Annotated in this window: 11 protein-coding genes and 11 tRNA genes; 15 read left to right on the forward strand and 7 right to left on the reverse strand. The window is 43.0% G+C overall.

The window, feature by feature from the left end:
• Positions 1-8: 8 nt before the first annotated feature.
• Positions 9-1,928, reverse strand: a complete 1,920-nt coding sequence (locus H6G92_RS04050) for a cation:proton antiporter (RefSeq protein ID WP_190891046.1) — start codon at positions 1,926-1,928, stop codon at positions 9-11.
• A 329-nt stretch (positions 1,929-2,257) separates the two neighbouring features.
• On the opposite strand from H6G92_RS04050, the gene H6G92_RS04055 reads away from it, so the two are divergent.
• Positions 2,258-2,330, forward strand: a tRNA-Glu gene (locus tag H6G92_RS04055).
• A gap of 90 nt (positions 2,331-2,420) precedes the next feature.
• Here the strand turns inward: H6G92_RS04055 and H6G92_RS04060 are convergent.
• The 3 genes from H6G92_RS04060 to H6G92_RS04070 all read right to left on the reverse strand — a co-directional run bounded on the left by H6G92_RS04060 (position 2,421) and on the right by H6G92_RS04070 (position 5,908).
• A complete protein-coding gene (locus H6G92_RS04060) occupies positions 2,421-3,029 on the reverse strand; it encodes an SRPBCC family protein (protein ID WP_190891048.1) in 609 nt (202 codons plus the stop codon).
• An 8-nt stretch (positions 3,030-3,037) separates the two neighbouring features.
• Positions 3,038-5,086, reverse strand: a complete 2,049-nt coding sequence (locus H6G92_RS04065) for a GAF domain-containing sensor histidine kinase (protein WP_190891051.1) — start codon at positions 5,084-5,086, stop codon at positions 3,038-3,040.
• A 486-nt stretch (positions 5,087-5,572) separates the two neighbouring features.
• A complete protein-coding gene (locus H6G92_RS04070; RefSeq protein WP_190891054.1) occupies positions 5,573-5,908 on the reverse strand; it encodes a hypothetical protein in 336 nt (111 codons plus the stop codon).
• 71 nt (positions 5,909-5,979) lie between these two features.
• On the opposite strand from H6G92_RS04070, the gene H6G92_RS04075 reads away from it, so the two are divergent.
• The 14 genes from H6G92_RS04075 to H6G92_RS04135 all read left to right on the forward strand — a co-directional run bounded on the left by H6G92_RS04075 (position 5,980) and on the right by H6G92_RS04135 (position 9,828).
• The gene (locus tag H6G92_RS04075; RefSeq protein ID WP_190891055.1) at positions 5,980-6,231 is read left to right on the forward strand and encodes a hypothetical protein; all 252 of its coding nucleotides are present in this window, start codon (positions 5,980-5,982) and stop codon (positions 6,229-6,231) included.
• Positions 6,232-6,345: 114 nt separating this feature from the next.
• A complete protein-coding gene (locus H6G92_RS04080; RefSeq protein WP_190891468.1) occupies positions 6,346-6,852 on the forward strand; it encodes an HNH endonuclease in 507 nt (168 codons plus the stop codon).
• Positions 6,853-6,868: 16 nt separating this feature from the next.
• Positions 6,869-7,261, forward strand: coding sequence for an alr0857 family protein (locus H6G92_RS04085; RefSeq protein ID WP_190891057.1), 393 nt, complete (start codon positions 6,869-6,871; stop codon positions 7,259-7,261).
• 950 nt (positions 7,262-8,211) lie between these two features.
• Positions 8,212-8,304: transfer RNA gene (locus H6G92_RS04090), tRNA-Asp, on the forward strand.
• Between the two features lie 4 nt (positions 8,305-8,308).
• A tRNA-Glu gene (locus H6G92_RS04095) sits at positions 8,309-8,385 on the forward strand.
• Between the two features lie 3 nt (positions 8,386-8,388).
• Positions 8,389-8,461: transfer RNA gene (locus tag H6G92_RS04100), tRNA-Cys, on the forward strand.
• A gap of 80 nt (positions 8,462-8,541) precedes the next feature.
• Positions 8,542-8,613: transfer RNA gene (locus tag H6G92_RS04105), tRNA-Trp, on the forward strand.
• Between the two features lie 56 nt (positions 8,614-8,669).
• A tRNA-Glu gene (locus tag H6G92_RS04110) sits at positions 8,670-8,740 on the forward strand.
• A gap of 143 nt (positions 8,741-8,883) precedes the next feature.
• Positions 8,884-8,972 (forward strand) — tRNA-Ser (locus H6G92_RS04115).
• An 85-nt stretch (positions 8,973-9,057) separates the two neighbouring features.
• Positions 9,058-9,132, forward strand: a tRNA-Asn gene (locus H6G92_RS04120).
• An 11-nt stretch (positions 9,133-9,143) separates the two neighbouring features.
• A tRNA-Gln gene (locus H6G92_RS04125) sits at positions 9,144-9,207 on the forward strand.
• A gap of 88 nt (positions 9,208-9,295) precedes the next feature.
• Positions 9,296-9,369, forward strand: a tRNA-Ala gene (locus H6G92_RS04130).
• Between the two features lie 152 nt (positions 9,370-9,521).
• Positions 9,522-9,656, forward strand: a complete 135-nt coding sequence (locus tag H6G92_RS40170) for a hypothetical protein (RefSeq protein ID WP_277926720.1) — start codon at positions 9,522-9,524, stop codon at positions 9,654-9,656.
• 101 nt (positions 9,657-9,757) lie between these two features.
• Positions 9,758-9,828 (forward strand) — tRNA-Lys (locus H6G92_RS04135).
• 1 nt (position 9,829) lies between these two features.
• Here H6G92_RS04135 and nagZ read toward each other — a convergent pair.
• From nagZ to H6G92_RS04145, 3 genes are all read right to left on the reverse strand, one after another.
• Positions 9,830-10,918, reverse strand: a complete 1,089-nt coding sequence (gene nagZ / locus H6G92_RS04140; protein WP_190891059.1) for a beta-N-acetylhexosaminidase — start codon at positions 10,916-10,918, stop codon at positions 9,830-9,832.
• 146 nt (positions 10,919-11,064) lie between these two features.
• The gene (locus H6G92_RS40175; protein WP_277926721.1) at positions 11,065-11,187 is read right to left on the reverse strand and encodes a hypothetical protein; all 123 of its coding nucleotides are present in this window, start codon (positions 11,185-11,187) and stop codon (positions 11,065-11,067) included.
• Positions 11,188-11,441: 254 nt separating this feature from the next.
• Complete coding sequence (locus tag H6G92_RS04145) at positions 11,442-11,636, reverse strand: hypothetical protein (protein WP_190971397.1); 195 nt, start codon at positions 11,634-11,636, stop codon at positions 11,442-11,444.
• Positions 11,637-11,657 lie beyond the last annotated feature (21 nt).

The raw sequence follows: 11,657 nt of genomic DNA on the forward strand, positions 1-11,657 counted from the left end.
CATCCCCCTCATCCCCCAGGAGCCTCACTAGCGGAAAATTGAGACAATTGGGCGAGGGATAGGTCTTCAACCTCCGGTAACTTTTCTAGAGAGAGGGGAGTGGATTGGGTAGCACCAGATAAGCGTTTTAAAAGGCTAGGTCTGGGGTCATGCAACAGGTAAATAATGCGATCGCCAACTTCCCACTCTTGGTTAGCTGGCATTACCTGTAAGCGTTCTTCTCGCTCTACCAATAGTGGTATCAATACCCCAGTCCGAATCTTTTCTTGGATGCGATCGCATTGAGTGGAAAACTCCAACTCATTTAGCGTAGTTGTCCCCAACTTGACTCTTCCATCATTCAAATATTCATTCCAAGTTTTAATCGCTAAGTCTGGGATAAAAGCCTGATTAACTTTATTACTAGCCGAAATATTCGCTTGCGGATCGCGTGGGAAAACAGCTAAGACGCGCGGCGGCTTAAATTCCTCAGCTGCCCTTTGAGCCAAAACAAAATTCACCTCGCCATTACTTGTCATAGCCAAAAAAGTACCCATAGAGGCAAGTCCTGCCTCTTCCAAAACAGCAGCATCCAGCGCACTGCTGGCAATCACCCGCAGATTTTGCGCCTCAGCTTGAACAAGACATTGGGGGTCAGTATCAATCATGACCACGTTTTCTTCTCGTTCTTGAAAGAACCGGGCAATCAAAAGACTCAAGGGATTACAACCCACAATCACTGCCCCAGTTACGTCTTTGGAGGTGATTTGCAGAAATTTAGCAACCCAACCAGCTGTTAGCCCTTGGCAGACAACAGTCATAATAATTGTGAGGAAGACTAAAGCTTTAATGGAATCACCGCCGTTAATGCCACGTTGGGTCAGCGAAATTGCAAAAAAAGAAGCTACGGAGGCGGCAACAATTCCTCTAGGAGCAACCCAGCTTAAAAATAGTTTCTGTCGCCAGTTTAAGTCACTGTTCCACGTACACAAGAGGATATTAATCGGGCGAACGACAAACATTAGTACCAAAACAGTGAATAAACTACCCCAACCCAAAGCAAACACACTGGCAATGGATAAATCAGCAGCTAATAAGATGAATAGCACCGAGACACTGAGAATTGTCAGCTGACCTTTAAAACTCCTTAACAGACGTTCTTCTGGGACTGAAGAGTTAGCAAAGACTGCTCCTGCAACTACTGTTGTCATTACTCCCGATTCACTGCGGATCATTTGCGATAAGGTAAACAAGCTCCAAAGTATTGCCAACACCACTAAGTTTTTTAGCTCGAATGACAGGAAACTGGCGCGTTTGAAAATCAAGCTCATCAGATAACCGCCAGCACCACCAATTGCCGCACCAACACCCAGGCGCATGAGTAAACCGACGATCGCATTAATCGGGTCAGCATCGCCGTTCAAAATGGTATCGAGGACAACGAAGGCGAGGATCGCTCCTACAGGGTCAATTAAAACCCCTTCTCCTTCCAAGAGTGTTGCTACTTGCCGATCTACATTGATTTGTTTAAGCAAAGGCCCAACCACCGTTGGGCCTGTAACCACAACTATAGAAGCATAGAGAAAAGCTATATTCCAGGGAAATTCACCCAGCCAGTGGGCTGCCATACTCCCACCAAGCAGTGTGATCAGCGTTCCTAGAGTGACGAGCAATTGCAGGCTGACTGAAACTCTACCTAACTCTCGCAAATCCAAGTTAAGTCCGCCTTCAAACAAAATGATTGCCGTTGCTAGGGCGACAATAACTTCCAGTCCAGTACCTAGCAAATGGGGATGCAACAGCCCGATGCCATCAGAGCCAAAGAGGATGCCCAACAGCAATAACAAAACAATGCTGGGTATCCGAAAGTATGCAGCCAGCACTTGGGCGCTAATGCCTGCAAGGACGGCGATCGCCATCTGTAGGGTAATTTCAAAAGATGCTTCCATGTTGTAGATTTTGAGCGATTTATTTCAAAATCTTTTATAAAAAACCGTAAACATTAACTTTACACGGTACAACATCATACCCTTTGTCCATTGCTGAATTTAGCGTTTTTTCTATCTGGACATCTTTTTAAATCCCCAGCGCCCGACGCTGACGCACCCTGCGGCTTCCCGCAGAAACGTCTACAGAATTCTTTTTGTGTCTCCATGTCTCTTTGTATCCTCATTCAAGCTTTCGCCTCCACCCAGTTTAGCTGTCATAAACTTTTTTTGGCAAAACCTGTTGACAAAGGCAAGGAAATTGGTTAACTTATAAAAGGTCTGAGTCCGATGCCCCCATCGTCTAGAGGCCTAGGACACCTCCCTTTCACGGAGGTAACGGGGATTCGAATTCCCCTGGGGGTACTTAAAAACAATAAAAAAGCAGAATTATTTCTTGCTATAAATCTACTAAGTAAAAGTGTCATTCAGGAAAAAACCTGAATGACACTTTTACTATACATAAGGTTCATTGCTGGCTAGCTTTTCTACACGTTGGTGAATGGCCAGAAGATTTAACCGCAGGTCTTTGCTCAGGCGATTTTCAATGATTCCCACTGGCATAGTGAGTTTAGGCCAAACTTGAATTGTGTAGCAAAGATTTGTTCCTACATACTCACCGAGAGAATAAGGCTCTAAGCACCAGCTACCAGAAAAGCCTTTAAAATCTCCTTCTACCATGCGGAAATTAATTTCTTTGGGGAAGCATTCTTCCAAATCCAGAACTACCCGCGCACAAAAGTTGAAATTCAATAAGCGCTGGGAGCCTACTTGCTCAAGTCTAATTCCACCATTGGGATGTTCGATTAGACGACTCTTGGCAAGATTGGGAAGAAAGTCAGGCAAGGCTTCATAATCTGTCAGAACCTTCCAGATTTGTTCCACTGGCTGGGGAATTTGGACTTTGGCACTGATTTGTCGCTTTCGCTCTGCTATTTTCTCAATTTGAACTTCTATTTTAGCTGCCAAAGCGACTGCATCAGCAGTCAAATCCCCTTCGAGGTTAATGTCATCACTAGGAGACTGGAAATCAGGGTTCTCTGTTGTGTTTTGTTCTTTAGTCACTTTCAGAATTATGGTTTGCTTTCATCAGAAAATTGGGGCAGAGTCAAGGTGAAGCAAATTTCGCTTTGTTGAGAATCCGATATTTGAAGACTCTCAACTGCGATCGCTCCATTCAGATGCTGCACTAAAGACTTGACTAGAGCAAGTCCCAAGCCAGTCCCTGGAGTCCAGCGCCCTTTTCCGCGACGGAACTTGTCAAAGATGTAAGTCGCTTCTTCTTGAGAGATGGCACGTCCTGTATTCGTCACCTTTATGATAACTTGATCAATTTGTTGATCAACTCTGTGAGCAGCTTCCAAGTGGACGATGGTATCATGCTCTGAGTATTTACAGGCATTAGTTAACAGTTCTTGGAGAATGCGGTCAAAACTCTCTAGTTCAGTTTGCAGTTTTAGCGACTCCTGTGGTAAATCTACAGAAATCTTTAATCCCTTCTCGGCGAGTTTTTTCTCGAAGGATGCTGCTATATCCTGGATTCTAGTATTTAAATCTATAGATTCTAATTGTGGGGCTTCGTGAGGCGACTCTAGTTTCTGGAGTGTCAACAAGTCATTAATCAAGTTAATTTCCTTTGTACATTCCTGCTCTAGGATATCTATGTATCTAGCCTGACGCTCTGGTGCTATTCCTGGCAAACGTAAGTTCCGAATTGACATTAACATGTTTGTCAAAGGATAGCGCAAGCGATCGCTCATATTACTCAAAAATTCATCTTTGAGTTCATTGAGTTTCCGTAGCTGCTCAACATACTGCCGGGTTCTTTCATGCAATTTTGCCTGGAGTTCCAGACTGCTCTGGAGTTTCGCTGTCCGCTCATCTACCAAAGTTTGGACTTGGCGTAATGTCTGTGACTGAATTATGGCGTTACTTACTTGAGCACAAACCATTTCCACAAGATTTATTTCTGCTGCTTGCCAATTGCGAGTGACAGCTTGCTGTAGCACCAAGAATCCTAAGATTTTACCTTGACTCTCTAATGGCACTAATAATACCGCAGGCAATTCCTCTACTGCAAATAATGGAGCAGCTGACGAGGTATCATTTTGATCTTTATAGTCATCGAAGATTACTGGTTTTCCAGTATCCATGAAGGCACGCTGACATAAACCACATTCCGAAAGCAAGAAAGACTGATCTAAGCTATCTGGTTTAGTAGTGTGGGAAATCTGTATTGCCTTAGTCCATTCACCGCTTACTCTAGCTTTCGCTTTAGGAATTTGCTTTTTGGCTTGAGTCCTAAAGAGTGGATCTGTATATTTTAGTAGTATAAGCAAACCCCGATCTGCCTGTAGAGATTCAGCAGTAGAGGCTATAACTAACTGGAGCATTTGATTAAGCTCCAAATTACTGCGACTCAGTATAGTTAATTGCTTGATCAAGCTTTGATACTGATTGTTCTTTTGCAGATACTGTTGTTGATGAGTAATTAGTTGAGCTTGTGCTAGGCGAGAAAAAGCGATCGCACAAGCCGACTCCACATCTTTGAGCAGTTGTTTTTCTGATTCACTCCAATCATAGGGTTGGAATTTAATCAGATTAATCACCCCATTATTATTGCCAGCAAATCGGGTGGGAATTGCCAAAACGGCTTTTATCGGTAGTGGCAAATACTGACAGCCAATTACCAGACTATTTTGAATGATGGAAATATCTTCAATAGTTAATGGTTCAGCAGCACATTGCAACACTGGTGAGTGCATAAGCAACTGTTCCATTGAAAACATCTCTTCTGGATGTGGCAACCCTAGATACTCATCAGCACACCAATTAGTAGTAGTCGCTTCGTCGGATGTCTCACCCGTTACTGAAACCAAGCAGCAACAATCTACTTGAAAGACAACTCCTAGCAATTGGGCAATATCTTGCAGCATCAATGCCGTCGCCGAGCTATTGGCAATGATTTGGTTAATTTTTTGTACCAACTGGTGGGCAGTTTCTTCCTGATGCTGCATCAGCTTACCTTGGTAAGGTTGTAGTCGATCTATGTCATCTACGTACTGTGGCGACGACCATAAAGGCTTTTTCATTCTTGGCACGCCCTTGGATAATAACCCCATTGTTTTTGCACCCAACCTCTTGGCATATTATTCCCCGTTAGTTGTGTTGCTACACCTTGATAATTGACAATTTTTTTATGAATACTTTCTCTCACCTGTTATAGCCCTTTTCTATAGCAGATGGCCAAGTTCCCGCTATTTAAGCAAATTGCTACATAGGTAATGAGATACTTAGGATATTCTAAAATGCCCCAGCCTGATTATTTGTGGCTGCTTTATCTTCTTTATATTGAGATAATTAATTAACTTTGACTTAGAATATCCTGTCTGTAAGTATACATAAACCGTAATTTCTCTGGAATCTAAGCAAAATCCCCCAACCATAACCGTAATAACACTGAATCTATTTTAAAATTTTTGTAAGATTTTGCTTTTAATTTAGTTCTTAACAATAGGTTTTACTTATTGAGAGGAAATAAAGCTAAATTCTGAATGCAGCCCAATTATTTAGTAAAAATAACTGAGCTGCATTGCCTGAATATAAGACTATCCAGCGAGACTCTCGACACTCAGAGGAACCATATCGCCATTCCTCGTCAATCCTAACAACATCGCTTCTTGGGGTTGAATTAGTTGACCTGTGAGTACACAGCGTTCTTCTTGCTGAGCTGTGGCAGCAATACTAGCTCGAATGTCGGTTCGCGAAAATCTAGGCTTCCATTCACCTGATTTTTGCTGGACATAATTCCAAAGGATATCTCGGATCAAAGCTTGATATCCTTGATTGCCAGCTATTTCTTTAAGCTTATCTTTGAGTTCCCGCTCTAGGCGGATGCTGGTGACTTCCATATCGGTAGTTGGGGTGCGAGCGATCGTATGCATCACTATTTCTCCTTAAAGGTATAGACAAGATAGTAATACAAGTGTAGTATGTTTAAAGCAATCTTCAATAGGTGAAATTTTCTGTGAAATCCATTTACCCCATCTCTACTTCAAATTTGTGCGCTACCAATTGCCGAGCCGGTTGGGAATCAGCTGCTATGGAAGTGGAGTATTTATGTATGGGCGATGGTAGCCGAAATCATGGGCAAATCACAGAGGGTAATTATGATTTTAGACATCTCAGCATTAGTGTGCTGATTGCAAAACCAGAACTAGATCAACAAAGCGGGGGGTACAGGCAAAGGAATACTGTACCGATATAAGACCAGAAAGTTTTCCGGTCAATTCTAACCCCCGCTTCACCAAAAACTTGAAGCGGGGGTTTTTTTATAAGGAGTGAAGCTGTGACGATATCTTCCATGCGCGGCGCGAACGCAATGCAAGTGTTAGAGCAATCTGTGGTGGTGTTTTCTCAAAATTACTTGCCACTGTGTCGGATCAATATCAAGCGGGCGATTGTGCTGTTAGTAACAGACAAAGCTCAACCGCTGGATTTTACCACAGAAGGCGGATGGCGAGTTCACTCACCCAGTTTGGTAATTGATGTGCCAAAACACATTCGCTTAACAGTTACTTCTAATGAGCGGATGTGGAAAGTTCCGCCAGTCAATCGACGGGAAGTGTTACGACGAGACCATCACAGTTGCCAATATTGCGGTAGCGGCAAACATCTAACGCTAGATCATGTGATGCCGCGATCAAGAGGCGGTTCTCACACTTGGGATAACGTAGTCACAGCTTGTGAGAAATGTAACTCCCGTAAAAGTGACCGCACCTTGTTTGAAGTTGGTATGCAACTGCGTACCAAACCAAAAGCACCAATCCACCCCGCGATTGCTTTTGCTGAACAGTTTTGGATAGATATGCAAGGAAGCCTGGAATAACAGGAGAGCATAAGGAATGCTGAAATTAACTTACACTGAAAGCAGCTTTTATTTGGAATGTCTCACTCTGTCGCTAGAAGAATGGGTAGCACAGCGAGTGATTTTAGCCCTGCGAGTTGGGCAAAGTTTATGCATTGAACCCAGTACCGCTTCCTTTTTGCTTCCTGCTGATTTGCCAGGGGTAGAAGTGCTTAAGGCTGAGGTAAAAAGAGATGACAGAGGAATCATTGCCCTTTGTGCCTGCGATGCCGAATATATGGAAGTCACCCTGCGGGGTTCTTGGCTATTAGATAGTTCTAAGGATGCTGTAGGTGTGTTTTTCACCACTATGAGCGATCGCGCTGAGTTCTTTTTGCACAAACTTTGGCAAGAAGCTCAAGAGAGCAGTGCTTCTGTATTGAGCGAATAAACGAAATAGTCGGGTGAGTAGAATTGCTCACCCTTTATTGTCTCATTTTTAAGAGTTTGGGAATTGTCACAAATCGGTAGCATTTGAGTTTGCTGATGATTTGTGGCAAAACTTTTCCTACCCAAAGAAATGTCGCATTAACATCATTTGGCTTCAGGATATCTAGCATTTACTAAGATTGTCTTTGGGTAGGGGCCATCATTAATACAACCATTTTTCCTTGAAATTTAGCTGGGGCTGTAAAGGTAGGGTTTACGACTGGCGAATTAATTTGCCCTTTTGCTGGATGATTTTGAACTTGTGCATGTGCAGTATAGATTTTGCTTATTGGCTAGTTCAACCCAATTGTGGGGAAGTGTCTGGAGCAATACTACAAGCTGTAATCATAGTGGCGATCGCGACAAAACTAATTATCTGTTGTCGCTTGAGGGAGTTGTCTGTCACGTCAGGCTTTTAAATATTCACCCAAGCATAACTGTAGTTTTACTTTTCAGAGTGGTTAATTAAGTTCAAACCTAAGTACAGCAACTTTTTTAGACAATTTCAAAAAAATTTTCTGAAACCCCTTGACACCTCTTGTAGTTTTTTGTAGTATAAATGTAGTAAAACGGAAAACAAGCTTCCCAAGAGTCAAAGTTATGTTCTACATAAAACTAAAGGACAGGCGTTGAAATAAACCAGAGTCCCCAATCAAAAAAGCTGCTTTTACTTGTAAATCATCGGCAGTAAAAGCAATAAACGAAAAAATTTCTAAGTTTGCAATCATCAAAACCATTGAATACATCCGTAATAAATAACAGGCTTGCTACCTAGAGTTTCGGTTGTTTTCCTAACAGTTTCTAAAAGTAAAAAGTAGATTTTCTGAACCTTGAAAACTAAATAAGAAATGGGCAAGTTCACCAAAATTCTGTGTCTAAAAACCTAAAAGTTTAAGCACAGATTCAAAAAATCGGGGTGTAGCTCAATTGGCTAGAGCGTTCCGTTGTCTGCGGAAATGTTGCGGGTACCCTGCGGGAAGCAAGCTACAAATCCCGTCACCCTGGTTGTAGTCCTGTAGGCGAATAGTTTAAGCCGTCAGCCTCTCAAGCTGAAGATTGCGAGTGCGAATCTCGTCAGGACTCCCAAATGGCTGAGTAGCCAAGTGGTCGAAGGCGTCGGTCTGCAAAACCGATATCGTGAGTTCAAATCTCACCTCAGCCTCTGGTGCGATCGCAGCGTAGCTTAACCAGCAAAGCCCCGGCTGGTATATGCGGGTGCAAATCCCGCAGCTGCCACCAAATGCAGGGATAGTGTAACGGCAACACCTCGTGACTCCAAATCCGATGTTCTAGGTTCAAATCCTAGTCCCTGTGTCAGACAATTTTGGATTAAATTTTTTAATCCAAAATCTACAACTCGGTCAATTATGCCCTCGTGGACGAATGGTTAAGTCAGTGTTCTTTCAAAGCACAGATACGAGTTCAATTCTTGTCGAGGGAATAATTATGGGTCGGTGGCCGAGTCTGGCTGAAGGCGACAGTCTGTAAAACTGTTCTTTTTTGCACACAGGTACCCTTCCTTCTCTACGAAAGGCTGCGCCAACGGGACGCTCCGCGAATGGGAAGCACTGCTCGACCCACTATGGAGAGGTGGCTGAGTGGCTGAAAGCATCCTCCTGCTAAGAGGAAGCGGGTTTTAATATCCGTCGCAGGTTCAAATCCTGTTCTCTCCGTTTTGAGAGTGTGGTCTAACTGGATAACATCTCAGTCTACGAAACTGAAGATTTGAGGGTTCGATTCCGACCTGGGGGCTTTCGTTGCCTCATAGCTCAATGGTAGAGCAAGCGGCTGTTAACCGCGCGGTTGTAGGTTCGAGTCCTACTGAGGCAGCCATTCATTGCCAGGTGGACGAATTGGTAAGTCGCATTGCTCTGAACGATGAGGTTGCAGGTTCAATTCCTGTTACCAGCTTGATGCGGGTGTGATGTAATCGCTAGCATCTGAGTACGCCATACTCAGTGTGTGGGTTCAATTCCGACCAGTATCCACCAAATATGGGGTCATAGCTCAAATGGCTAGAGCGCCTGCCTTGCAAGCAGGAGGTTATGGGTTCAAGTCCCATTGGTTCCACTGATGGTGTCTGAAGCCAAGGTGGTCGAGGCGCTGGTTTGTGGAACCAGTCATAGCGGGTACCCTTCGGGAACGCTTACGCGAACAAGTCCCGTCAGGCACCCTTGAATGGAAGATGCCGCTGTAGGCGATAGCCTTCTCGAAGAGTATGGATGGCAACTGGTCTTGAAAACCAGGTACAGCAAACTGTAGGGGTACCCTATGGGAAGCAAGCTACGATTCCTCTATCTTCCTCTTTTCCACCTGAAGCCGAAAAGCGAGGCGCTGTGCTGATAACACAGAAATAGGAGGGGCAGTACCTCCCTGGTGGATTTATATTTAGCGTTGTATAAAAAAGCTTGCGATATTAATACGGTCGCACTTGCTCATTTCTTTTTCAAATTAATTAGGGTGGTTGGCATACCGGCTGTGCAGCGGGCTTTTAACCCGCAGAAATAGGTTCGACCCCTATACCACCCATTTATGAATAGCAACTAGCGATCGCTAGTTGAGCATGTTGCAATAATATATCTTGATCCAAAGCATGTACGGGATATTGCGGTGTTACTGCCAGTAGTTTATCGATTCTTTCTCTGGCTGCTTCCACTAATGATTCGTCTAAGCTACCCTTGGTTAGAGAATCAACAAAATCTTCAGCAATGTGATAAGTTCTTTCAATTGATGATGAATTAATGTTACGCGAGACAATAAACAAGTCGCAGCCTGCATGAAATGACCGCGCCACAGTACCAGCTTTAATAAACATATCTGAGATAGCTTTCATATCCAAGTCGTCAGATACAACTACTCCCTCAAAGCCAAGTTCCCCTCTAAGTATGGTTTTGAGGATAGCTTGGGAAAGGGTTGCTGGTACATCAGCATCTATCCTGGGAAATAAAATATGGGCAGTCATGATTAAAGGAATCTGTACTTCGATTAAAGCTCTAAAAGGTATGAGTTCTCGAATTCGCAGGTCTTCTAGAGTTAAATTAAGTATTGGTAGTTCAATGTGAGAGTCCTTGCTAGTGTCTCCATGTCCGGGGAAGTGTTTGGCACATCCCAAAATTCCTGACTCTTGAAGTCCAAGGTAGTAGTCACGGGCACCTTGAGTAGCAGTTTCGGGAGTGTTACCAAAGGCACGAGGCCCAATAATGGGATTGTGGGGATATGAAAAAATATCTGCTATGGGTGCCCAAGATAAATTGATTCCCAGTGATTTTAGCTCTAATGCTGTGGCTTTTGCTACTTCGCGGGCGTGCGATCGCAGCAATAACGCATGAGGAAATCGCGTAATCGGCTGTGGTGTGCGAATGACACGACCTCCTTCATGATCCAGAGTCATAAACATGAAATCGCGTTCGGTATATTTTCGTATTTGACTGGTCAAATCTTTAAAGCTTTCCAGCCAAACTTGATATGGGGTACCATCCAAAAAGTTCTTCGCAAAAAAGATCACCCCGATTGGTCTCAATTCATTGAGTGCACGTTTATCATCATCGCTTAATGTAGTGCCGGAAATACCTAGAATCAGGTGATGTCCAAAGCGCCTTAGCTCCTGCGATACACTCATAATCTTTTACCTATAAGTTGTGCGGTAAACAACAGAGTTGTTCAACCTAGAGGACATAAACCTTTATCCTACATCCTTATGGAGAGTGACGAGCTTTCAAACGGAGGTTTTTATTCTAGTTTCCATGCCGAGTATGGGAATATCTTTTAGAGGCTGTGACCTAAGATAATTAAGCCAAAATATTCAGCATAATTACTGGTGCTACTAGAGATTAGTTTTCCCACAAAAGCATTCTGCTGTTTCAATAGATATTTGCTCTGTTGCGCCATCAAACAACTCCCTAATGACTCAGAATTATTGCTAATACATACTAACTACTCAACAGTCAAAATACTTAAACTAGAACATAATTGGTCTTAATTTTTACTTTATTTATGTATTCACTTTAGGAAAATATATCTTAAATTAACTAGCAGTCTTCAACTACTACCCTAAATATTTCCTCAGAGTAAATATACGACTTAGCAAAGAAATCAACTACTTTAAGACAATATTTAGGATTAGCTATTTTCAGTCAAAGGAATTACTTTTGTTTCCCTAAATTTCTTACCCGTAAATCTAGATAAAATGTTCGCCAAAACCTATTAGCAACAATGGTGTTGGCAATTTTGTTGGGTAGGTGCGCGTAGGTAAAATTCCCTTTGGTAAAAGTTTTTTGGGGAAGCGATCGCACAATGACTGCCAAATGTAACGGTTTGCAACGTATAATGAGAATCAACAAAACCATTAAGAAATATTG

Source organism: Nostoc foliaceum FACHB-393 (assembly GCF_014698505.1).
Classification (GTDB): Bacteria; Cyanobacteriota; Cyanobacteriia; order Cyanobacteriales; family Nostocaceae; genus Nostoc; species Nostoc foliaceum_A.

What these genes read in the sequence shown, in the direction of transcription:
- H6G92_RS04050 (WP_190891046.1), bottom strand. Translation starts at nt 1,928, where the DNA reads ATGGAAGCATCTTTTGAAATTACCCTACAGATGGCGATCGCCGTCCTT.
- H6G92_RS04065 (WP_190891051.1), bottom strand. Translation starts at nt 5,086, where the DNA reads ATGGGGTTATTATCCAAGGGCGTGCCAAGAATGAAAAAGCCTTTATGG.
- H6G92_RS04070 (WP_190891054.1), bottom strand. Translation starts at nt 5,908, where the DNA reads ATGCATACGATCGCTCGCACCCCAACTACCGATATGGAAGTCACCAGC.
- H6G92_RS04080 (WP_190891468.1), top strand. Translation starts at nt 6,346, where the DNA reads ATGCAAGTGTTAGAGCAATCTGTGGTGGTGTTTTCTCAAAATTACTTG.
- H6G92_RS04085 (WP_190891057.1), top strand. Translation starts at nt 6,869, where the DNA reads ATGCTGAAATTAACTTACACTGAAAGCAGCTTTTATTTGGAATGTCTC.
- H6G92_RS40170 (WP_277926720.1), top strand. Translation starts at nt 9,522, where the DNA reads ATGGCAACTGGTCTTGAAAACCAGGTACAGCAAACTGTAGGGGTACCC.
- nagZ (WP_190891059.1), bottom strand. Translation starts at nt 10,918, where the DNA reads ATGAGTGTATCGCAGGAGCTAAGGCGCTTTGGACATCACCTGATTCTA.
- H6G92_RS40175 (WP_277926721.1), bottom strand. Translation starts at nt 11,187, where the DNA reads ATGGCGCAACAGAGCAAATATCTATTGAAACAGCAGAATGCTTTTGTG.